The sequence below is a fragment of the Flagellimonas maritima genome, from assembly GCF_003269425.1.
Lineage (GTDB): Bacteria > Bacteroidota > Bacteroidia > Flavobacteriales > Flavobacteriaceae > Flagellimonas > Flagellimonas maritima.
Genome location: NZ_CP030104.1, coordinates 3,424,100 through 3,446,104 on the forward strand (window position 1 = coordinate 3,424,100; position 22,005 = coordinate 3,446,104).

20 protein-coding genes are annotated in these 22,005 nt (G+C 37.6%); 13 read left to right on the forward strand and 7 right to left on the reverse strand.

The window, feature by feature from the left end; translation table 11 throughout:
• The first annotated feature begins 116 nt into the window (after positions 1-116).
• The gene (locus HME9304_RS15205; RefSeq protein ID WP_112379390.1) at positions 117-524 is read left to right on the forward strand and encodes an acyl-CoA thioesterase; all 408 of its coding nucleotides are present in this window, start codon (positions 117-119) and stop codon (positions 522-524) included.
• Here the strand turns inward: HME9304_RS15205 and HME9304_RS15210 are convergent.
• Positions 521-1,804, reverse strand: a complete 1,284-nt coding sequence (locus tag HME9304_RS15210) for a dipeptidase (RefSeq protein ID WP_112379391.1) — start codon at positions 1,802-1,804, stop codon at positions 521-523. The genes HME9304_RS15205 and HME9304_RS15210 overlap by 4 nt on opposite strands.
• A gap of 128 nt (positions 1,805-1,932) precedes the next feature.
• Between HME9304_RS15210 and HME9304_RS15215 the strand changes: the two genes are divergently transcribed.
• Together HME9304_RS15215 and HME9304_RS15220 are read left to right on the forward strand one after the other, a co-directional pair.
• Positions 1,933-2,730: a hypothetical protein gene (locus HME9304_RS15215; protein ID WP_112379392.1), complete on the forward strand. Its 798-nt coding sequence runs from the start codon at positions 1,933-1,935 to the stop codon at positions 2,728-2,730.
• Positions 2,731-2,749: 19 nt separating this feature from the next.
• The gene (locus HME9304_RS15220; protein WP_112379393.1) at positions 2,750-3,127 is read left to right on the forward strand and encodes a hypothetical protein; all 378 of its coding nucleotides are present in this window, start codon (positions 2,750-2,752) and stop codon (positions 3,125-3,127) included.
• Positions 3,128-3,601: 474 nt separating this feature from the next.
• On the opposite strand, the gene HME9304_RS15225 is transcribed toward HME9304_RS15220, so the two are convergent.
• Entirely contained in the window at positions 3,602-4,465 is an 864-nt protein-coding gene (locus tag HME9304_RS15225) for a sigma-70 family RNA polymerase sigma factor (protein WP_112379394.1), read from the reverse strand.
• Positions 4,466-4,684: 219 nt separating this feature from the next.
• Between HME9304_RS15225 and HME9304_RS15230 the strand changes: the two genes are divergently transcribed.
• A complete protein-coding gene (locus tag HME9304_RS15230; RefSeq protein WP_417935235.1) occupies positions 4,685-6,223 on the forward strand; it encodes a DEAD/DEAH box helicase in 1,539 nt (512 codons plus the stop codon).
• A 38-nt stretch (positions 6,224-6,261) separates the two neighbouring features.
• Positions 6,262-7,506: a glycosyltransferase gene (locus tag HME9304_RS15235; RefSeq protein ID WP_112379395.1), complete on the forward strand. Its 1,245-nt coding sequence runs from the start codon at positions 6,262-6,264 to the stop codon at positions 7,504-7,506.
• A 109-nt stretch (positions 7,507-7,615) separates the two neighbouring features.
• Here HME9304_RS15235 and HME9304_RS15240 read toward each other — a convergent pair whose 3' ends face one another.
• Entirely contained in the window at positions 7,616-8,401 is a 786-nt protein-coding gene (locus tag HME9304_RS15240) for a hypothetical protein (protein WP_112379396.1), read from the reverse strand.
• Between the two features lie 354 nt (positions 8,402-8,755).
• Positions 8,756-11,068, reverse strand: a complete 2,313-nt coding sequence (locus HME9304_RS15245) for a GH92 family glycosyl hydrolase (RefSeq protein WP_239023323.1) — start codon at positions 11,066-11,068, stop codon at positions 8,756-8,758.
• Positions 11,069-11,275: 207 nt separating this feature from the next.
• Between HME9304_RS15245 and HME9304_RS15250 the strand changes: the two genes are divergently transcribed.
• Positions 11,276-12,118, forward strand: a complete 843-nt coding sequence (locus HME9304_RS15250; RefSeq protein ID WP_112379398.1) for a 1,4-dihydroxy-2-naphthoyl-CoA synthase — start codon at positions 11,276-11,278, stop codon at positions 12,116-12,118.
• A 436-nt stretch (positions 12,119-12,554) separates the two neighbouring features.
• On the opposite strand, the gene HME9304_RS15255 is transcribed toward HME9304_RS15250, so the two are convergent.
• Complete coding sequence (locus tag HME9304_RS15255; RefSeq protein WP_112379399.1) at positions 12,555-13,889, reverse strand: serine hydrolase domain-containing protein; 1,335 nt, start codon at positions 13,887-13,889, stop codon at positions 12,555-12,557.
• Positions 13,890-13,939: 50 nt separating this feature from the next.
• Here HME9304_RS15255 and HME9304_RS15260 point away from each other — a divergent pair, with 50 nt between their 5' ends.
• The 4 genes from HME9304_RS15260 to HME9304_RS15275 are packed head-to-tail and all read left to right on the forward strand — an operon-like array spanning position 13,940 to position 17,409.
• A complete protein-coding gene (locus tag HME9304_RS15260; RefSeq protein ID WP_112379400.1) occupies positions 13,940-14,812 on the forward strand; it encodes a pirin family protein in 873 nt (290 codons plus the stop codon).
• Between the two features lie 46 nt (positions 14,813-14,858).
• The gene (locus HME9304_RS15265; RefSeq protein ID WP_417935236.1) at positions 14,859-15,272 is read left to right on the forward strand and encodes a 3D domain-containing protein; all 414 of its coding nucleotides are present in this window, start codon (positions 14,859-14,861) and stop codon (positions 15,270-15,272) included.
• A 6-nt stretch (positions 15,273-15,278) separates the two neighbouring features.
• A complete protein-coding gene (locus tag HME9304_RS15270) occupies positions 15,279-15,938 on the forward strand; it encodes a peptidoglycan recognition protein family protein (protein ID WP_112379401.1) in 660 nt (219 codons plus the stop codon).
• Positions 15,939-15,942: 4 nt separating this feature from the next.
• Positions 15,943-17,409 (forward strand): M14 family zinc carboxypeptidase, encoded by a 1,467-nt coding sequence (locus HME9304_RS15275; RefSeq protein WP_112379402.1) that lies wholly within the window; start codon positions 15,943-15,945, stop codon positions 17,407-17,409.
• On the opposite strand, the gene HME9304_RS17045 is transcribed toward HME9304_RS15275, so the two are convergent.
• Together HME9304_RS17045 and HME9304_RS15280 are read right to left on the reverse strand one after the other, a co-directional pair.
• Positions 17,406-17,573, reverse strand: coding sequence for a hypothetical protein (locus tag HME9304_RS17045; protein ID WP_164674858.1), 168 nt, complete (start codon positions 17,571-17,573; stop codon positions 17,406-17,408). The genes HME9304_RS15275 and HME9304_RS17045 overlap by 4 nt on opposite strands.
• A 156-nt stretch (positions 17,574-17,729) precedes the next feature.
• The gene (locus HME9304_RS15280; RefSeq protein ID WP_112379862.1) at positions 17,730-18,827 is read right to left on the reverse strand and encodes a vWA domain-containing protein; all 1,098 of its coding nucleotides are present in this window, start codon (positions 18,825-18,827) and stop codon (positions 17,730-17,732) included.
• A 182-nt stretch (positions 18,828-19,009) separates the two neighbouring features.
• On the opposite strand from HME9304_RS15280, the gene HME9304_RS15285 reads away from it, so the two are divergent.
• The 3 genes from HME9304_RS15285 to HME9304_RS15295 are packed head-to-tail and all read left to right on the forward strand — an operon-like array spanning position 19,010 to position 21,995.
• Positions 19,010-19,471 (forward strand): (2Fe-2S)-binding protein, encoded by a 462-nt coding sequence (locus tag HME9304_RS15285; RefSeq protein WP_112379403.1) that lies wholly within the window; start codon positions 19,010-19,012, stop codon positions 19,469-19,471.
• A 37-nt stretch (positions 19,472-19,508) separates the two neighbouring features.
• Entirely contained in the window at positions 19,509-21,737 is a 2,229-nt protein-coding gene (locus HME9304_RS15290; RefSeq protein ID WP_112379404.1) for a xanthine dehydrogenase family protein molybdopterin-binding subunit, read from the forward strand.
• A 3-nt stretch (positions 21,738-21,740) separates the two neighbouring features.
• The gene (locus HME9304_RS15295; protein ID WP_112379405.1) at positions 21,741-21,995 is read left to right on the forward strand and encodes a MoaD/ThiS family protein; all 255 of its coding nucleotides are present in this window, start codon (positions 21,741-21,743) and stop codon (positions 21,993-21,995) included.
• The last annotated feature ends 10 nt before the right edge of the window (positions 21,996-22,005 follow it).

Consider the following 22,005-nt stretch of genomic DNA (forward strand, 5'->3'; position numbering starts at 1 on the left):
ATGATTAACATATATTATTAAATATGAAATTGTTATGTTAAAATTTAAAAGTATATAAACCATTTTGATTAAAAAGCTAAATTTTGTGCAAAGAAGATAACGTATATTACTTTACAATGAGATTTCATACCAGAAAATGGGTAAAACCTGAAGATTTAAATGCGAACAGTACTTTATTTGGTGGAAGATTACTTGCCTGGATAGACGAAGAGGCTGCGCTATACAGTATCGTTCAGCTAGAAAGCAAAAAAGTGGTCACAAAGTATATGTCCGAAATTAATTTTATGAGCACCGCCAAGAAAGGGGATATCGTTGAAATTGGTATCGAGGTCATCAAATTCGGCACAACATCCATTTCATTGAACTGTGAAGTGCGAAACAAAATGACACACGAAAGCATCGTTACCGTTGATAATATTATCATGGTCAATCTTGATGAGAATGGAAATCCCACACCCCATGGAAAGACAAAAATAGAATATGTTAAGGACAGATTGGCTAAAAAAGAAATCGAAGATTCTTAATTCTTAGCAGTAGCAATCTCCTGTACTTCGTCCAACACCCGTAATAGATTTTCACCCCAAAGCTTTGCAATATCTTCTTCAGTATATCCACGTTTTACCAACTCATGGGTCACATTGAATGTTTCGGAGGCGTCTGACCAACCTTCAATACCACCTCCACCATCAAAATCTGAGCTGATACCAACATGGTCTATACCTATAAGCTCTACCATGTAATCGATATGGTCCACAAAGTCTGATACATTTACAGCTTCTGGAGCATTTTCATCCTTTGCTGCCATCTCATCCCCCATTTTTTTTACCTTGCGATAGTTTGTCATAAACTCCGTAAGCTGTTCATCCGTCAATGAGGAAAATTGTGAACGTTCATACCAATCAATTTCTAAAGAATCAGCAATTTGCTCATGGATTTTTTTCATATAAGCAGCCCTTGCATCATGCTTATCCGTTTTTAAATACGAACTGAATGCAACTGTTTGTACAACACCACCATTTTCTTTGAGCAGCATCAGTTGCTCATCATCCAGATTTCTACTATGGTCGCAAAGTGCCCTTGCAGACGAATGGGATGCAATAATAGGAGCTTCTGAAACGGCTATCATCTGTTTCATCGATTCTTTGGAGGGATGGGAGATATCTATCATAATTCCCAACCTGTTCATTTCTTCCACGGCCTTTATCCCCAAATCACTTAGGCCATTGTGTAACCAGATACTGTCTTTTTCCCCTGTATTGGAATCACAAAATTGGCTATGGCCGTTGTGGGAAAGTGAAATATATCTGGCACCGCGCTTGTGGTATTCTTCAAATTTGGATAGGTCTTCACCTATAGGATAAGCATTTTCAACACCTATCATGGCTACCTTTTTACCGATTGAATCTATTCGCCTAACATCGTCTGAGGTCAATGCCAGCTCGATCTTATCAGGCGCATATTCTTCACAAAGCCTATGTATGGCTTCAAACTTGGCAATTGCGTTATCAGAAGCTTTGGCATATCCCTCAGCATTCAAGGAGTCTTGACCTGTATACACTATCAACCAAGTAACATCCAAACCACCTTCGACCATTTTTGGGAGATTTATCTGCGTATCAAGATTCTGGGTATAGTTGATACTGTCCGTAAAATTCTTGACGTTGATGTCATTGTGGGTATCAACGGTAATCACTTTATCATGAATACGTTTTGCTTTTTCTTTCAAGGTTTCTGTTTTTTTTGGTGTCTTTTCGGCACAAGAAAATAATAGAATTGTAAAACACACTAAGTAGAAATATCTCATAATTTTTATTTACACCTACAAATAAAGCAATTTGACAACAAAATATATGTGCTTTAGAACATTATGTTGTAAAACCTTAGTGATATCACCAAATTTAATAAACTAAAAAAGAACTAATTATAAAGCAATTGGGAACACGGGAATTACTATCATATTTGGAAAAATTGGAAATTGGACTTAGCAATTTTTCATACGAGGAACTTGGAACGGTTGAGGCTGGTGAATTGAAAAAATCCTTTGATTACTTTAAATCGGGATTAGAGGGAAAAGTTTTTGGAGCTCCAGAATTAGAGCAATTGGATAGGATTTATGATGAAGTGGGAATTGAAAAGCAAACCAATAGAGATCCAGAAAACCAGCTGAACGAGATTAAACTGCTGTTTTCGTTGATAGATTCCCTGCAAGAGACGCAATTATCCAATAGACAGCGTCAGATTGTAGAATCACTAAAGAAAATAAATCAACGACTGCTCAAAACAAAAGTGCATCAATCGGTTGGAGAAAAGAATATACAGAGGAGCAAGACCCCACAAAATTTGTCAATAGAAAAAGATTTTGAAAATATTTCTCATGCAGAAAAGTTAAATCTAAAACACGTTTTGGTTGAATGTATGGGTGAAATGGAATTATTGGAAGAACTGGTAAGACTTTACAAGCAAAATATATTCGAGTTTATTGGCAGTTTTAAGACCCACCTACAGGCACGAAATTTTATTGACATAGAATCAGCATGCAAGAAAATACAGCCATCTCTGCGGATGATGAATACTGTTAGTCTATTGGAAATAGCGAATCAAATTATAAGTGTTTGCAAAACAGACAACGATATTAAGCACCTTAACTTTCTATATGATCAATTTTTGATGGAATATCCAAAAATTGAAGAAATGGTAGATTTTGAAATCGCTGCACTAAAAAATATGTAGAATCCAAAAACCTTTAATTATGGAAGATATCTTTTTACCCGCCCATTGCCATAGTATCTTTCATCAGCTGCTTGAATATGCATCTGATACGGACTCCAAACTTATTCTATTGGACGAGATTTTAGAAATAGGAGATAAAAAAGAAATTCCTCTATTGGAAGAGTTGGAAAACTGTACAGAACTTTTACTTAGTAACAAGGCATTTGAAATCAAGGAAAAACTTATCGCCAAATTGGGTCTAGCCAATTCTGAAGATGAAGATTTAATGCCAATGAGTCTTTGTTTCCTTTATGATGAATTCAATATAAAACCTCCAAAAGTTGACGACGACCTAGATCTTGACTTTGAACTTTCAGTAGCTGTATTTGATACAGAACTGTCTGATTACCAAAAATAAATTACTTTTAAAAGTATTCCAATCAATAAAAGAATTGACGGCATCCGTGTTGATTGATTTTTTTCGTGTTTCACAACTCCAAATTAGAATTTCACCACAAATTATTGTCCTTCTGTAATCTTTCGAATAGGTTTACGTTATAATTATAACCCAAATAATTAACAACGAATTATTATGTTATACGATACCTACGGAGAAGAATATTTGACCTTTCTTCAAGAACTCAATGAGATTTTGAGCATTAACGAACTAGCCGAATTGGATTACTTATAGTCCCCCAAATTTTAAAACTATCACCAATGAAAAACCAAAGTCAAGAAAACACGGCCTACCTAAACTTTCTAAAGGATTTGAACGATATGTTAACCGACTATAACATAAATCAATTAAACCGTACTTAAAAACCAATGTGCATAGCACAAAAAAAGGGGGATGTCAAAAGACATCCCCCTTTTTATTTTAACCTTTTTGGAATTAACCCAAGTAGGATTTTAAAATCTTACTTTTTGATGTATGCCTTAATTTTCTAATGGCCTTTTCCCGTATTTGTCTAACACGTTCTCTGGTAAGGTCAAAAGTACTCCCAATCTCTTCTAGTGTCATGGATTGCTGGTCACCGATACCATAATACAAACGAACTACATCTGCCTCACGTGGAGAAAGTGTTTCCAATGCCCTATTGATTTCTGTATTCAAGGATTGGTGCATTAGCTCTTTATCCGGTTTGGGCGATTCACTGGAATTCATGACATCGTATAAACTGGATGTTTCTCCCTCCTTTAAGGGGGCGTCCATAGATACATGTCTGCCCGTATTTTTTAGGGATTGTTTTACCTCGGTTACCGTCATATCCAGTTCTTTTGCAATTTCCTCTGCAGAAGGGGGTCTTTCATGCGCTTGTTCCAGATAAGAGAATGTCTTTTTTATTTTGTTGATGGAACCTATTTTGTTCAAAGGAAGTCGGACTACCCTGGATTGCTCTGCCAGAGCTTGTAGAATGGACTGCCTGATCCACCAAACCGCATAGGAGATAAACTTAAACCCTCGTGTTTCATCAAAACGTTTGGCAGCTTTTACTAAACCAACATTGCCTTCATTGATAAGATCGGGTAGTGTCAATCCTTGATTTTGATACTGTTTTGCCACTGATACGACAAACCTTAGGTTGGCATTGGTCAATTTCTCCAAAGCCAATTGGTCCCCATCTCTTATCCGCTGTGCGAGTTCAACTTCTTCTTGGGCAGTTATCAAATCTATTTTACTGATATCTTGAAGGTACTTGTCCAAGGATTTTGATTCTCGATTGGTAACCTGCTTGATAATTTTAAGCTGCCTCATATGTGTAAGTCGTTTCTAAATGATTATAGCTTACATAATACATCATAAAAGGCTATTTTCCAAACCGTGAGTGTTATTGTTATCAAAATGTTATGAGTATGATAAAAAATCACTCGACAAATACCATTTTGAACGATTGTTAATAGTATTTTGATAGAATTGATTCAATAAAGCTCCATAGAAGTGTAAAAAACGTCTAATTTTGTAAGGTTTGATATTTTGGAACATTTAATATCCCGTTTTCCTTTGGAGATAGAAAAAGCAGTAGGCAAAAAAACATTATACGATTACCAGCAAGAAGATCTAAAGAAGATTTTTGAACACATTAACAAACTCCCCATGGGCACCAACATTTTGTACCAGTTGCCCACTGGTGGAGGAAAAACTGTGGTTTTTTCTGAAATCACGAGAAAATATATACAAGATACGGGCAAAAAGGTCATCGTGCTTACCCATAGGATCGAACTGAGCAGGCAGACCTCTAAAATGCTTCATGGTTTTGGTGTGGCCAACAAGATTATTAACAGCGAAGTAAAAGAGTTACAGGATCAGGACGAGTATATGTGCTTTGTTGCCATGGTTGAGACTTTGAACAACAGGCTCCAAGAAGAAAAAATTACCATTAACAACATCGGACTGGTGATTATTGATGAAGCACATTACAATTCTTTCAGAAAACTCTTCAAATATTTTGAAGGTTCTACAATATTGGGCGTAACGGCTACCCCATTGAGCTCGAACATCAAGCTCCCCATGAAGGACAACTATAAGCATTTGATAATTGGGGAATCCATCAAATCATTGATTGAAAAGCGTTTTTTGGCCAAGGCAAATCTCTACAATTATGATGTTAGTCTTAAAACATTGAAACTTGGCATTCATGGTGATTATACCGTTAAATCCTCAGATGAGCTGTATGGCAACCATAGCATGTTGGGGAAACTGGTGTCTGCTTACGAAGATATAGCAAAAGGTACCAAAACATTGATTTTCAATAACGGAATCAATACCTCTTTATATGTTTATGAAACCTTTAAAAAAGCAGGTTATGACATCCGCCATTTAGACAATAAGAATACCGCCACGGAACGTAGGGAAATATTGGATTGGTTTGCCAAAACCCCGGATGCAATTTTAACATCTGTAAGTATTCTGACCACTGGTTTTGATGAGCCCAGTGTACAGACCATAATTCTCAACCGTGCCACACGGTCACTTACGCTATATTTTCAAATGATCGGTCGCGGGTCGCGGATTTTGCCTGACAAAGATGAATTTGCGGTAATTGATATGGGGAATAACCTCGCTAGGTTTGGACCTTGGGATTCTCCGTTGGATTGGCAGGAAATTTTCCATTTTCCGGATTTTTATTTGGAAAATATCAAGAACGATGAAGAGATAGAGCGTGATTTTGTATACGAAATGCCGGAAGAACTTAGGGCCAAGTTTAGTAAATCCGAAAACATTACCTTCAATATAAAGGAAGCGTACAAAAAAGTTTTTGCACAAGGAAAAAAATCGAAATTGGTGCTGGAGCAAAGCATTGAACAACACGCCCAAATCTGTGTAGAAAACAGTGAGGATGTTTTTGATGCCCGTATTTTGGCCAAGGAACTAAAAGAAGAAATTGCTTATAGAGTTCGCCAATATTCCTATTGCATCATGAACAACACCAAAAATTACAAAGAATGGTTAGAGGAAGACTACGAGCGTAAATTGCGCTCCAGTATTTCCAAAAAATTTGCGGCAATGATGTAACTAACAGCAATTGTTCTGGCACTGTTTTTATATTGATCATGGAAAAAACAGTATTTATTATCGGTTATATTTGGCCAGAGCCAAACACCACTGCGGCGGGGCACCGCATGCTCCAGCTGATACATTTCTTCAATTCCCAAGATTATCAAATCACTGTTGGTTCTACGGCCGTACGGACGGAGCATAGTTTTGATTTGGATTCCTTAGGTGTAAAAACCGTTTTCCTAAAGCTCAACCATTCAAGTTTTGATACCTTAATAAAAGATTTACAGCCAACTTTTGTTGTTTTTGACCGATTTATGATAGAAGAACAGTTTGGTTGGCGCGTAGCCGAGTTTTCTCCTATTTCCGTTCGGATTTTGAATACCGAAGACCTGCACTCGCTTAGAACCGTACGCGAAGTATGTGTGAAAAAAGGGGAGCAGTTCACGATGGAAAAATGGAAGAATCATCCCAAAACCTTACGTGAAGTTGCTAGCATCTACCGCTCCGATATTACTCTTTTGATTTCTTCCTACGAAACCGAAATATTAAAAACTGAGTTACATATTTCAGAACAGCTGTTGCTTTACCTTCCTTTTCATTTGAAAAGAATATTTAGTATGACTCGTGCCAATTGGCCAACATTTGAAGCGCGAAAGGATTTTGTAAGCGTTGGCAATGGCAAACACGCACCTAATGTAGATTCTTTAATGGTCTTGAAAGGTTCGATATGGCCCTTGATCAAAAAAGCTTTGCCAGAAGCAAAACTTTTTGTGTATGGAGCATACCTGCCACAACAGGTTTTGGAAATGCACAATCCAAAAGAAGGATTTTATATCATGGGTTGGATTGAAGATTTAGAGGCTGCGCTTCAAAATGCGCGGGTTCTGCTAGCGCCTTTGCGTTTTGGAGCCGGAATCAAAGGAAAGTTGGTCGATGCCATGAAAAACGGTACTCCTAGCATAACAACAATTATTGGTGCAGAGGGCATTAATGAAAATAGTATTTGGAACGGAACTATCACTTCAAGTATGGAATGGGAAGGGTTTGCAGAAGCCGCAGTAGATCTTTATACAAATAAAGCCAAATGGAAAAAAGCCCAAGAAAATGGGGTAAAAATAATCAATGAAATTTTTGTCAAGAATCTTTGGGATGAAAGGTTAAAAACACATCTGGGAACAGTATCAAATAATCTGGATAACCACAGAAACGAAAATATTATTGGAAAACTAGTGCAGCAAGAAGCTTTGGCAAGCACAAAATATATGGCAAAGTGGATCGAAGCGAAAAATAGGGGGTAGGTTTTTATCTATTGGATTTATACATTTTGTTTCTGAAAATCGCTATGGAATTTTTGGAAAGCATTTTAATACGGTACAGTTATCAGGTTTTAATCTTACAGAATAAAATTTACAAAAACATTTTACGGGATTCAAAATCTTTAATAGCTGACAGTTTGATACGTTGGTCCATATCAATATCTTCCAATTGTTCTTTAAAAAGCTCGTTTCCACTTTCTGTTGCGTCCTTGTTCATATTTTCCTGGACTAATTTCTTCTTTGTTAAGTAATCAATAATCGTTCTGCGATTGACGACCGGGCCATAATTTTCACTTAATTCATAACGTATTAGTTCAAAGTCAGAATTTATATATTTGAAGACATGCTCCCAATAGCCGTATCTGCCATGGTCATGATGTATATACAGATTTCCGTTGTGTATTTTCAAAGAGAGTTTTGGAGAAATAGAAAATCTACCAGCATCACTTCCTGCAGGGAAACAGTGTAAATTCTGGGATACCAATTCGTTTTCTCCTTTTTTATTAAAATAAATAGCAATACCATATCTGTTTGTATTTATTTCCCCATGATCTTCATCTTGAATAATATTTTCCTTATTTGTATCCCTAACAACAACCAAACTGTCATCTAGTCCATCTCCATTTAAATCTCCATATTTCTTTTCGATTATAATAAACCCATCCGGTATCTCGTAATCTGTATGATTTTCATTTTTTTTTGACATTGATGTAGCTTTTGAAGGATTCAAATCATGTTTTTTCGCATGTGGTTCATTACCGTCCGAAATTGTAGAAGAATCGTTATTTGTAGATTTTCGATTACTGATACAACCTATTATTCCCAACAGAAAAAAGGCAAATAATCCTAAATATAAATACTTGTATTTCTGTATCATCTTTAATTTTGTACGTTATCAATAAACAATATACCCTTACCCTTACTAGGGAAGCTTAAAAATTATTGGTAAATAAATAGTTGAGGTTTACTCTGATATAGAGATCTCAAAAATACAATAAAGACTTTACATAAGATTTAGAGAACTTTATATCGGAATCCCGTATACTAAATACAATTGTTTTAAAAGCAGTTTTATGATGGTTTTGCTTATGAGCAATTGTTTGGTGCAATAGTTAATTCCCACCTTTACAAAATGGCATGTTGGGGCAGGTTGCAAGTACACATTTGAATGACGCTGTTGATTTGGTTACTTAATAAAGATTTAACCGTTGTTAGGTGTAGTTACTTTTTCTTATTTATAATTATTACTCATTTCAAAAACAATTTCACCTCCATTCATAATATCTTGATGTGATAATAGTATGCCATCCAATACCTTTCCATTTATGGAAACACTTCGCACATATACATTGTCCTTACTTTGATTCTTCGTAGCAATAGTGAGTGTTTTTCCATTTTCTAAATGAATTTTGGCATTTTTAACAATAGGACTTCCTAAGGCGTAATATGGAGAACCGGGAGTAACGGGATAAAAACCCAAACTGCTAAAAATATACCAAGCACTCATTTGCCCTGCATCATCATTTCCACATAAGCCTTCAACAGTTGAGGCATACATACTGTCCATAATCATGCGTACACGGGATTGTGTCTTTTCAGGATGTCCTGTCCAGTTGTACAAATACGGAATATGATGACCAGGTTCGTTACCGTGAACATAGTTTCCTATAATGCCATCACGCGTAATATCTTCATGATTTTCAATGTACTTCTCTTCTATTTCCATTGTAAACAGTGAATCTAATCTTTGTGAAAAACGCTCTTTTCCGCCCATGATATCAACCATTTTTTCTATATTCTGCGGAACGTATAATCCATAATTCCAAGCATTGCCTTCTATAAAACCTTGTCCATGTGTATCCATTGGATCAAAGTTTTTTCTAAACGTTCCATCAGAAAGTTTAGGTCTCATAAAACCTATGGATGGATCGTAGACGTTTATATAATATTCTGAACGTTTTTTAAAATCTTTTTCTTTTGAAGTATGACCAACAGCTTTAGCCATTTGCGCAATACACCAATCATTATAGGCATATTCCAATGTTTTTGATACAGAAGAATGGCTCTTATCATCTGGCACGTATTTATAATCAATATAATCTCCCAGCCCATCAAAATATCTAACGGAAGCAGTGTTCACTGAAGCTTCAAGAGCTCGTTCATAATCGAAATCACCAACATTTTTTATCATAGCATCTGCAATAACTGACGTAGCGTGATAACCAATCATACACCAATTTTCATTTGCATAATGCGACCAAATTGGCAACATATTATGAACACTTTCGTCATGGTGTGCCAACATAGATTTTATCATGTCGTTATTTCGATTTGGTTGTGTAATGTTGAAAAGCGGATGTAATGCCCTGTAGGTATCCCAAAGTGAAAATACAGTATAGTTGGTAAAACCATTTGATGTATAAATATTTTGGTCCAATCCTCTGTATTGTCCATCGACATCTTCATAAATAATTGGTGATAAATTGGTGTGGTACATAGCTGTGTAGAAAGTCGTTTTTTGATTTTCTGTTAACGTTTCAACTTCAATTTTATAAAGTTCTTCATTCCATTTATAACTGGTTTCTTCATAAGTTTTATTGAAATTCCAATGCGGAATTTCAGCTTCTAAATTTTTCATGGCACCGGCAGAACTTACATTGGACAGTGCAAATTTAATCTTGATTTTTTCACCATCATCGGTATCAAAATTGAAATAAGCACGCAAATTTTTCCCAGCCATTTCCGGGAAGTTTTCATCTTGCTTAAAGCGTCTGTAAAAACCATCATAAATAACATCATCATATTTTTTATGACCATAACTTTTAAAAGGTTTTGAAAATTTAGCTGCAAAAAACACTTTCTTATCTCTTGCCCAACCTTTAGTTTGTCTATAACCAGTTATCGTAGAATCATTTTCAACACGAAGAAAGGTCCAGATATTTTTATTGTTGTGATGATACACATTATAGACCATATCTAGAATAATATGCGCATTATCAGATTTTGGAAATGAATATTGGTGAAAACCCACACGTTCGCTAGCTGTAAATTCGGCTTTGATTCCGTAGCTGTCCAAATCAACTTTATAATATCCAGGCATAGCTTCCTCATTAGTATGTGAAAATGTTGAATAAAACCCTTTGTTGCCATCAGCAGTTTTTAAAGGGTCGAGCACTAAACTGCCAACAGTTGGCATAATCAAAAAATCACCTAAATCAGCATGCCCTGTACCACTAAAGTTGGTATGGGCAAAACCAATGATTGTTGAATCACGATGTTGATAACCTGCACAATATTTGTAAGTTTCAGGATTGTAACTAGCATCATCTTTGAACATTACTTCAAAATTGGTTTGCGGACTCAGTTGCACCATTCCAAAAGGGGCAGTTGCTCCAGGAAACACGTGTCCCATTTTGCTGGTTCCTATAAATGGATTGACAAACTGAGTATAATCTGTTTTTTGTTTTTCTGAAGTGATAATTTCTTCTTCTTTACAAGAATTTAATACCGTAAAACAAAAAAGGAACATTAATAGTTTTCGCATATTTTTAGTAATTACTTTTAACATTTTAAGATATTGTTCTGTTTTAATGAGCGATATCGACTGATAACGAAGTTTACAAAATTTCCCTCCAAAGTAAAGAAATTCCAGACAGAGATGCTATGGAGTTTTTAACAGAACGGTTTCTACAAGCTTGGTACGGCAATACAACTAAATTCCCTTATTTTGTATTCGAATAAATCTACTATTATGAAATTACCCAATTGGCAGACCGCAATGGAATTTGAGGACATCACCTATAAAAAAAGTAATGGGGTCGCCCGTATCGCCTTTAATCGTCCCAATGTGCGCAATGCATTTCGCCCAAAAACCACCAGCGAACTCTACAAAGCTTTTTATGACGCGCAAGAAGACACTTCCATTGGCGTGGTGCTGCTTTCTGCGGAAGGACCTTCTACCAAGGACGGTATCTATTCCTTTTGTAGCGGAGGTGATCAAAAGGCTAGGGGACATAAAGGATACGTAGGCGAGGATGGCATGCATCGATTGAATATTTTGGAGGTGCAGCGGCTTATTCGTTTTATGCCCAAGGTAGTCATTGCAGTAGTGCCCGGTTGGGCCGTTGGTGGCGGACATAGTTTGCACGTAGTTTGCGATATGACCTTGGCAAGTAAAGAACATGCCATATTTAAACAAACCGATGCTGATGTGACTAGTTTTGATGGTGGTTATGGGTCGGCCTATTTAGCAAAAATGGTGGGACAGAAAAAGGCACGGGAGATTTTCTTTTTGGGGAGAAACTATTCTGCACAAGAAGCATATGAAATGGGTATGGTGAACGCAGTGGTTCCACACAACGAATTGGAGGCAACTGCCTACGAATGGGCACAAGAGGTATTGGAAAAATCCCCAACTTCCATTAAAATGCTCAAATTTGCCATGAATCTAACAGATGACGGCATGGTGGGACAACAGGTTTTTGCTGGGGAAGCAACACGCTTGGCCTACATGACGGACGAAGCCAAAGAAGGAAGAAATGCATTCTTGGAAAAACGTAAACCCAACTTTGGGGAGAATAAATGGATACCGTAGTTTGGTTGACCAATGACCAATGACCAATGACGGATGACAGTTGTCGGTTCTCAGGTTCTCGTTTTTGGTTTTGGGGTTAGATTCGAAAAGGGATTGGGCTTGAACTTGAACTTTGAGCTTGAGTTTGAGTTTGAGTTTGTATTTGAATCAAGACTTGACAATTCTCAATTTTTAATTTGAAATCTTTTTTGTCTATCGTCTATTGTCTGCCATCTCACCTCTAAAACCCTGAGAAACCAAAAAGAGCCCTGCCGGTTATGGTCAAGACTCTTTTACGAGAACACTATATGAAAATGAAAAAATTTATTTGTCTTTAAATTGTATGTCTTTCATTATTACACTGTAAATGTACTGCTAGAGGTTACCCGAGCGAAATTATTGTTGTGAAGTGGCAGTTTATTGTGGTTTTCTACGATTTTAGAAGAGTCATATCGATTTATGGTACAATTTTTACGACCTCCGACAAGAACGCATTGACATCAAATACTGGATTTTCTGCCAATCCTGTGCGTACTACTACTAAGCTCTTAGATGGAATTACAAACACATACTGACCTTGATAACCATTGCAGGAAAAAAGGTCTCTGGGTACATCAGGATACTTTCCGTTTGCATTAAGCCAAAAATGTGCACCATATGTGCCATCGGAATGTAAAGTTGGCTCTGTGACATAATCTACCCAGCTAGGGCTAAAAATTTGCTCTCCATTCCAATTCCCCCGTTCCAGATACAATTGACCAAAACGTGCCCAATCCCGGGTACTCGCCCAAGAGTAAGAAGAACCCACATAATTGCCCGCTATATCCGCTTCCAATACCATAGAATTCATTCCTATTTTATCAATTAGGGCAATATAGGGGAAATCCAAGTAGGCTTGATGCGATCTAAACTGCTGCCGTAAGATACCGGATAGCAAATTCGAGGTCCCTGAAGAATAGTTCCATATTTCCGTTGGTATGGCTATTGATTTTTTATCTTTTTGCGCTTGGGTCATATCGCTATCCAAAAAAAGCATTTTAGTGACATCCGAAATTTTTGTGTAATCTTCTTCCCATGCCAGACCACTTTGCATACGAAGTAAATGATTTAAGGTAATGTCCTTTCGTTCGTCATGTTTCCATGCTGTGATAGGAGCGGGCCATGACATTTCCAGTTTGCCTTGATGTTCCAAAACTCCATAGCACGTTGCCAATAGGCTTTTGGTCATGGACCATCCCAAAACGGGTGTGTCTTTGGTAAAGCCTTCCGCATATTTTTCTGCAATCAAATGACCTTTATATAAAATCAGGACAGTTCGTGTTTTTTGAATTTCAGGATTACTAAAGGCGGTAGCTATTGATTTGCTAAGTTGTTCTTCATTGATTTCTGGAAATACAGTATCCTTTGGGCTTGCTTGTCCATAAGGGTACGGAATGGTATCACTAGAAAAAATTCTATTAGGTTTAAGGGTAAAATCATTTTCGTTGTAATCATCATTTATAAGAACAGTTCCCAATCCGTCCCTATAAATTGCCTTGCGTTTCATAAGCCCGTAAACCGATGCAGTAGCAGATTCAGTTTTTTCATCAATTTCTGTAGTCGCTAATTTAATGAGCGGTACATTATTGTCCTGCTGGGTTACGGAAGTTGCAGAACGCTGAGCTACAAAAATGGAAGATGCCATACTTTTTGCAGCGTAACCGGATATGATGTTTAGCTTGGGATAATTTAAATAAACGATTGTACCTATGATAATTATAAAAAGTATTAAAATACGTTTGAACAGCTTCATGAATTCGGATTTATTGTAACTTTCAGTGGCTAAATATAAACATTTACTATATGTCCAACATTGGATTGATTATAGAGGAAAGAAGTCGGGATATTGGTGATTTTCTAGTGGGTAGACTCATTCCATTTCGTAAAAAACGAATGATAGGCCCTTTTATTTTCATTGACCATATGGGCCCCACCAAATTGGGCCCAAGCAATTATATGGACGTGGACCAACACCCACATATTGGACTCTCCACTTTGACCTTTATGTTGGAAGGCGAATTGACACACGAGGACAGTTTGGGTACAAATCAACGCATAAGTCCAGGTTCCGTAAATTGGATGACTGCGGGCAAAGGTGTTTCCCATACCGAACGAAGCCCTAAGGACATGCGGAATGGAAAAACTTTTACGGCCCATGGCTACCAGATTTGGGTAGCATTACCTAAGGAATTGGAGAATATGGAACCAACATTTCATCATATAGGTGAAAATGATTTGCCTAAATGGAAAGATGGAAATGCTGAGTTTAAATTAGTTGCAGGAGAAGGTTATGGAAAAAAATCTCCCGTCCCTACCTATTCACCACTTTTTATGGTTGAAATAAAAAACCAATCGGAATACGAACTCGATGTAAAAGAAAACCTCAAAGGCGAAATCGGTATCTGTATTGTTGAGGGAGGAATAGCTGCTTGCGAGGAAGAAATAGGGAAGGGAAACATTTTGGTATCCAAAGTTGAAGATGCTTGTAAGATTACGCTCAAACCAAATTCACACATCCTTTTATTTGGTGGAGAACCTTTTCCAGAAGAACGGCATATCTATTGGAACTTCGTATCCTCAAATAAGGATAAAATTGAAGAAGCGAAACAAGCATGGAGAGACAAAACTTTCCCAATGATGACGAATGACAATACCTACGTGCCGCTACCAAACTAATTAATAAAGGATTTTCTATCTTTAGAAATCTATCAACACGACCTCTTTGAAGAAATTTTTGTTTTGCTTTTTGATATTTGCCGCATGTAAACAAAACGTTCCTGAACCCAAATGGGAATGGAAAACCATAGAGGTCACAGCTTCAGCCTATAATTCGGTTGCTTGGCAGACTACTAGTACAAACCCCAATATTGCGGCTTGGGGCGATACATTAAAGCCAGGCATGAAAAGTATTGCAGTATCCAGAAATCTTATAGCGTTGGGCCTTAAACACAATACTATGGTGAAAATCGATACTTTTCCAGATACTTTTTACGTGAAGGATAAGATGAACCGCAAATGGAAAAACAGAATCGATATTTACATGGGGCTAGATGTAAAAAAAGCTAGACAGTGGGGAAAAAAGAAATTACAAATCCATTATGCCATTCCTTTAGATACTATATTTACTTCCAAATAAAAAAGCATGAAAAAAATAGGCGTATTGATTTTTGCCACAATAGCAATAGTATCCTGTAAAGTTCAAAAAGAGATAGTGGAAAGACCAATTACTTTTGATGAAGAACGTGTAAACCTGACTAAAGAATATCTTTCGCAACGTTACAATATAGAACAGGAAACGCCAGAAATCGTTCCTAAAATGATTGTGCTCCACTGGACCGCTATCCCAACACTTAAAAAATCCTTTGAGGCTTTTGAGAAATCGACCCTTCCAAATTGGCGACCAGATATTGAGAGTGTAAGCGGCCTAAATGTGTCTTCTCAATTTTTGGTAGACCAAGACGGCACAATTTATAGATTGATGCCTGAAACCACTATGGCTAGACACGTTATCGGTTTAAATCATTGCGCCATAGGTGTTGAAAATGTTGGAGGTACCAAAGACACCCCTTTGACCAAAAAACAGCTCCAAGCCAATATTTTTTTAGTGGAATATTTAGCAACCAAATATGATATTGAATATGTGATAGGGCATCATGAATACACACAATTTGAAGGACACCCACTCTGGTTGGAAGTTGATGAGGGTTATCGAACCACTAAAACCGACCCTGGACCCGAATTCATGAGCAAGGTGCGAAAAGCTACTAAAAGATTTAACTTTAAACCTGTTCCAACAAAATAATAACATGCAGAAGACACTAGTACTATTTATAGCGGGATTTTTTAGCCTGATTTCATTTTCCCAAGAAGCGATTACTACCAAATTATATGAAACCTATGATTCCTATAAAGAAACATCCTTGCACAAAAGGCGTATTAAGCACGAACAGTTAAAACCTTTAATTGAACGATTTAACGCAAACCCCAAGTTTGAAGTACATAAAGTAGGTAAATCCATAGAAGGTCGTGATCTTAATTTAATAAGTACAGGTTCTGGAGACATCAATGTTTTTCTCTGGTCACAAATGCACGGAAACGAGCCGACCGCAACACAGGCAATTTTTGATATCCTTAATTTTCTGGATGCTTCTGATTTCAAAACCGAGAAGGAGGCGATTCTTTCAAAATTGAAACTTCACTTTCTCCCAATGCTAAATCCAGATGGGGCAGAAGTTTATCAACGAAGAAATATGTTGGGAATAGACATTAATAGAGATGCCCTACGATTGCAATCCCCTGAGGGAAGAACGTTAAAAAGAATCCGTGATAGTCTAAATGCCAATTTTGGTTTTAATCTCCATGACCAGAGCACTTATTACAATGCGGAACTGACCAGTAAGCCAGCGACAATCTCATATTTGGCACCAGCTTTCAACTATGAAAAAGACATCAATGAAGTCCGTTCAGATGCAATGAAGATAATTGTCTTTATGAACAACATCATACAGAAATATGCCCCTGGGCAAGTTGGGCGTTATAATGACGATTTTGAGCCTAGGGCCTTTGGGGACAATATCCAGAAATGGGGTACAAGTACTATTTTAATAGAATCAGGCGGATATGCGAATGATGTGGAGAAACAGGAAATACGAAAGTTAAATTATGTTTCTATTTTGTCCGCCATATATACCATCGCCAAAGGGAGCTATCAAGACATTTCTATAGCGGATTATGAAAAAATCCCAAAGAACGACCGTAAGCTTTTCGACCTCAAAATTGAAAATGTGACGTATGAGCTTTTGGGCAAGGACTATATTTTGGATTTGGGAATCCATCGGCAAGAAGTAGATGATGAAAATCACGAGTCTTTTTATTATCGAAGCATGATTGCCGACCAAGGAGATTTATCTACCTATTATGGTTATGAGACTTTTGATGCTACGGGGTATAAAATAGTACCTCCAAAAGTATATCCTAAAAGTATGGATACAAACTCCAGAGCATTGTGGAACGATGGGAACAGTCCGTTCAAATCTGGTTATGGTTACTTTAAGACCAATTTTTTACCGCCATTTCCTTATACTGAAATGCCAGGGCATTTTGTTTCCAAAGATTACAAGTTGCCTGAATTTAATCTTAGGCCTGGTGTCAACCCGACGTTCTTTTTGGAAAAACAGGGCAAACTGACACATGCGGTAATAAATGGTTTTTTAATAGATTTATCAAAACCAATAGAAAACCAAAATTTCGGCAACGCTTTAATTTACCATTAATAGCCAAATTGGATACTTATTTGACTGCCATGCTTGAGCAAAAGCCCTAACATCATTAAAAGTAATCCTACAATAAAGGAAAATAGCGATAGTACCAAACCTTTTGACAAATTGGATAAAGGCCCAATAGCACTGTTCTGAATAATTTCTTTTACTACATCCATAGCAATTTTTTGGGTTAGAATTAAATCAGTTCGAAAGGATGTAATTAGTTGTTGTTTATATGTCTAAAACAACTATCGAGCCGAAAACCCTACTAGATTCAAATGGATGGTAATTATAGAAACTCAGAAAGTCACAACTATTTTTGAGATATGTAATTATTCGCAACCAGCTGTAAAGCCATTGGCACTGAATTTAGTTTGGACAGCTCCCTGTAACCCCCCATTTGTCAGTTGGATTACCAGATTGTTATCCCCGCTGCCATCTCTTTTTGGTGTGCAATATTCAAATAAATAGAAACTATTGGCCTGTTCAGAAACTCGCTGGGAGATTTGTGTGAACGTTGTTTCCAATTCTTCCTTGTTTCCCGCAAAGACACTTGCTGTTTTACCGATGGCACTTAATACATTTGTATCTATTTCAGAACCAAGACCAATGGTGAAAAAAGAAATATTTCGATTAGCATTATTCACCGCGCTTAAAGCAGCTTCTTCCGTAAACCGTGAAGCTTGGTCGGTACCATCCGTGAATAATACGATGGAAGCGGCACCTATTATCGATGCATCGTTATTCTCTTTGATTCTGTCCTCTGCGATATCAGTAGACTTTATGACAGCTCCATATAAATCGGTTGATGGGTCATTACTGATTTCTGTAGTAATACCTTCAATTGCAGCAGTAAGTTCTGTAGCGGAGGATGTAGGCTCATTTAATAAGTGCAATTCATCTTCTCCATCAAACCAATAAATCGCCATTTTAAAAGAATCCGTTTCCGGAGAGGGGATTACATTGGCGATAAAGCTTGTAGAAGCTGTTTTTAGCTCATCCAGACTACTTTCCAGAACACTATTGCTCAAATCCAAAACCAGCAAAGTAGTATTGTTGAAAATTTGTGAATTTGATGATATTCTAGCAGAAGATTCAGAAGAAGAAATCGTATTGAAACAATCATCGTTTCGTCCCTGTTCGTATATCGTGAATTGGTCGGCAGTTAAACCCGATACTGGGATACCGGAAGAATCGGAAACCTTAAAAAGAATAGAAACTTTTCCCGGCAATGATGTGAATTGGTCTTGAATGGAAAGCAATAATTCATTTTCTTCAAATCCTAAGCAATCATCGGGCTCCTTACCTTGACCCAATTCTTCTTGATTAATGTCGAAATTGACATCATCATCTGAATTTCCGCAAGAAGAAAGAATGGACAGTAAAGAAATTGAGAAAACTAAAAAAATAAGCTTGAAAATATATTTCATTTTTATAAAGTTGAGGTTCTTCATGCAAAACGCTTGATTTCCATGAAAATTATCTTCAAAATGGACAATTGCATTAAAGAAAAGTTAAAAAAAATGACCATTTGTTAAAAAAAAATTAATCCAATCAATTTTTGGTAACTTCAACATATAAACAAATCAAACTTCAATCAATCTAAAATACTATGCCAACGTATCAAATTAAAGTAAATGGAGAATCCAAAACTGTGGATGTTGCAGCGGATACTCCAATCTTATGGGTACTCCGAGATCATTTGGATTTAGTGGGTACAAAATATGGATGTGGAATCGGTCAGTGCGGTTCCTGTACCATACATGTTGATGGAACCGCCATGAGAAGCTGCTCCATGACTTTGGACCAAGTGGACGGGAAGTCCATAACTACCATAGAGGGATTATCCAAAGATGGCAAGCACCCTGTTCAAGAGGCATGGAAGGAAGTCGATGTACCTCAGTGCGGTTATTGCCAAGCTGGACAGATTATGACCGCTTCCGCTTTATTGGAAAGCAATCCAAAGCCTACCGAGGACGACGTTAAAAATGCTATGCACGGAAACATATGTAGGTGTGCATCATATACCAGAATTCGTAAGGCAGTTATGTCCGCGGCCGAGAATATGGACTAATTAAAAACGTTTACATCTTTCAACTAAAACATTCAAAATGTCAACAAATAAAACACTAACATTCAGCAGAAGAGCTTTTATGCGCACATCTTCATTGGCAGGAGGCGGAATGCTGATTGGTTTCAACTTATTCCAGGCGTGTAAGCCCAAGGCCGCACCACCAATTGACCTAGCCCAATTGAATTATAATGATTTCAATGCGTTCATACAAATTGCGGACAATGGAGCCGTTACCATTTTTTCACCCAATCCAGAAATAGGGCAAGGCGTAAAGACTTCCATGCCAATGATCATTGCAGAAGAGCTTGACGTGGCTTGGAAGGATGTTTATGTTAAGCAAGGTGTTCTAGACACGGAGAACTACACCAGACAGGTAGCAGGAGGGAGCCAATCCATTCGGCAAGGCTGGGATGCGCTCAGACAGACGGGTGCCACGGCAAAACAAATGCTTGTCAATGCTGCTGCTGCAAAATGGGGTGTAGATGCATCTGAACTAAAAGTGAGTGAAGGAGTGATTACCAATGCTGCAGGAGAGACCTTAGGCTATGGTGATGTTGTTAGGGAAGCAGCATTATTGGAAGTACCCGAAGATGTAGCGCTCAAAGAGCCAAAAGATTATAAAATAATTGGAAAGGATGCATCAAATGTGGACATTGATAAAATTGTCACTGGCAAGCCATTGTTTGGATTGGACTATAAAGTTGATGGAATGGTCTATGCAGCAGTGGTAAGGCCACCAGCTTTTGGGCATAAATTAATTTCTTTTGATGATACTGAGGCTCGTTCCATGTCAGGCGTTGTGGATATTTTTAAAATTGGAGATAAAGTGCGAGGATTATTGGAAGAAGACCCAAGTTTCTCTAGTAAAATTTCATCCAGCGATAAGGTGGTTGTCGTGGCCAATTCCACGTGGCAAGCATTAAAGGCCAAAGAAGCAATAAAAGCAGAATGGGAAGAAGATACCACTATTGAAAGTACAGAAGAACACGATAAAATTCTTACTGACTTATTGGACGGAGATAGTTTTGAAACGCCACGTTCCGATGGTGATATTAAAAAAGGTTTTGCTCAAGCAGATGATATTCTGGAACGTACTTATGAATCACCATTCTTACCTCATAATTGTATGGAGCCCATGAATTTCTTTGCCAATGTTACAGAAGAGAAAGTACATTTGGCGGGACCTATCCAAACCCCAGCTTGGAAAGCTGGTTTAGTTGCGAAAATGCTGGGTCGGGAAGAAGGTGATATTTACTTGGAGATGACGCGAATGGGCGGAGGTTTCGGTAGAAGACTTTACGGTGATTTTGTGATTGAAGCCGCCGAGATTTCAAACCACATTAAAAAACCTGTTAAAGTTGTCTATAGCAGAGAAGACGATATGCAAACAGGTGTTTATAGACCAGCAATAAAATATCGAATCAAAGCTGGTATAAAGGATGGAAAAATAACGGCCTATCACTTAAAAGAAGCGGCAATCAACGATAACATGTACGGGCTCATTCCAAATTTTTTCCCCGCAGGCGCCATTGAAAATTATCAGGTTGATATGGCAAAGTACGATAGCAATATCACTACAGGTGCTTGGAGAGCACCATACACCAATTTTTTGGCATTTGCAGAGCAAAGCTTCTTTGATGAATTGGCCGAGTTGATGGAAGTTGATAAGATTCAATTGCGATTGGACTTGCTGGACAAGGTAAAACCAGAAGAAGATGAACGGATCCAGTATTCTCCCGAACGCATGAAAGATGTTATAAAAATGGCTGTGGAAAAGTCCGGATGGGGGAGCAAACCCAAAAATGTACACCAAGGATTTGTAAATTACTATTGCCATAATACGCATGTGGCTGAAGTGGCCGACGTTGAAATTGAAAATGGCGAACCCGTTGTCAAGAAGATTACATGTGTGGTAGATTGTGGCATAGTGGTAAACCCTCTTGGTGCATTGAACCAGATTGAAGGTGGAGTTATTGATGGTGTAGGACATTCAATGTATGGCGAATTGGAATTTAAGGACGGAAAACCCTTGGCCAATAATTTTGATAGATATCGTTTGATACGTATGAAAGAAGCTCCAATAGTGGAAACGTATTTTATTGAAAACGAATATTCCCCAACAGGACTTGGAGAACCGACCTTGCCGCCGGCAGGGGGAGCGGTGGCAAATGCATTCAAGGCCGCAACGGGCAATAGACTCTATAAACAACCATTCACCAAAACACCGGAACTTTTAAAAGTACAGGAAAAAGAAATTATAGGTTGATTTATGACGATATTATTGTTCGGGGTTACTAAGGACATTGTAGGCAGTTCAACATTGTCCGTCCCCACATCCAGTATTACAGGTAGAAAAATTCCAAAAACGGTAAAAGAATTGAAGCAGTTTTTGGGCGAAGCATATCCAGAATTGAAGAAATTGTCTTCTTTAGCAATCGCGGTCAACAATGATTATGCAGCAGACAGTAAAACTATCAATTCGTACGATGAAATAGCGCTTATTCCACCCGTTAGCGGAGGTTAATCGTTTGGGA

What these genes read in the sequence shown, in the direction of transcription:
- HME9304_RS15255 (WP_112379399.1), bottom strand. Translation starts at nt 13,889, where the DNA reads ATGAAGCTGTTCAAACGTATTTTAATACTTTTTATAATTATCATAGGT.
- HME9304_RS15220 (WP_112379393.1), top strand. Translation starts at nt 2,750, where the DNA reads ATGGAAGATATCTTTTTACCCGCCCATTGCCATAGTATCTTTCATCAG.
- HME9304_RS15290 (WP_112379404.1), top strand. Translation starts at nt 19,509, where the DNA reads ATGTCAACAAATAAAACACTAACATTCAGCAGAAGAGCTTTTATGCGC.
- HME9304_RS15205 (WP_112379390.1), top strand. Translation starts at nt 117, where the DNA reads ATGAGATTTCATACCAGAAAATGGGTAAAACCTGAAGATTTAAATGCG.
- HME9304_RS15285 (WP_112379403.1), top strand. Translation starts at nt 19,010, where the DNA reads ATGCCAACGTATCAAATTAAAGTAAATGGAGAATCCAAAACTGTGGAT.
- HME9304_RS15275 (WP_112379402.1), top strand. Translation starts at nt 15,943, where the DNA reads ATGCAGAAGACACTAGTACTATTTATAGCGGGATTTTTTAGCCTGATT.
- HME9304_RS17045 (WP_164674858.1), bottom strand. Translation starts at nt 17,573, where the DNA reads ATGGATGTAGTAAAAGAAATTATTCAGAACAGTGCTATTGGGCCTTTA.
- HME9304_RS15240 (WP_112379396.1), bottom strand. Translation starts at nt 8,401, where the DNA reads ATGATACAGAAATACAAGTATTTATATTTAGGATTATTTGCCTTTTTT.
- HME9304_RS15250 (WP_112379398.1), top strand. Translation starts at nt 11,276, where the DNA reads ATGAAATTACCCAATTGGCAGACCGCAATGGAATTTGAGGACATCACC.
- HME9304_RS15280 (WP_112379862.1), bottom strand. Translation starts at nt 18,827, where the DNA reads ATGAAATATATTTTCAAGCTTATTTTTTTAGTTTTCTCAATTTCTTTA.
- HME9304_RS15245 (WP_239023323.1), bottom strand. Translation starts at nt 11,068, where the DNA reads ATGCGAAAACTATTAATGTTCCTTTTTTGTTTTACGGTATTAAATTCT.
- HME9304_RS15295 (WP_112379405.1), top strand. Translation starts at nt 21,741, where the DNA reads ATGACGATATTATTGTTCGGGGTTACTAAGGACATTGTAGGCAGTTCA.
- HME9304_RS15210 (WP_112379391.1), bottom strand. Translation starts at nt 1,804, where the DNA reads ATGAGATATTTCTACTTAGTGTGTTTTACAATTCTATTATTTTCTTGT.
- HME9304_RS15260 (WP_112379400.1), top strand. Translation starts at nt 13,940, where the DNA reads ATGTCCAACATTGGATTGATTATAGAGGAAAGAAGTCGGGATATTGGT.
- HME9304_RS15270 (WP_112379401.1), top strand. Translation starts at nt 15,279, where the DNA reads ATGAAAAAAATAGGCGTATTGATTTTTGCCACAATAGCAATAGTATCC.
- HME9304_RS15235 (WP_112379395.1), top strand. Translation starts at nt 6,262, where the DNA reads ATGGAAAAAACAGTATTTATTATCGGTTATATTTGGCCAGAGCCAAAC.
- HME9304_RS15225 (WP_112379394.1), bottom strand. Translation starts at nt 4,465, where the DNA reads ATGAGGCAGCTTAAAATTATCAAGCAGGTTACCAATCGAGAATCAAAA.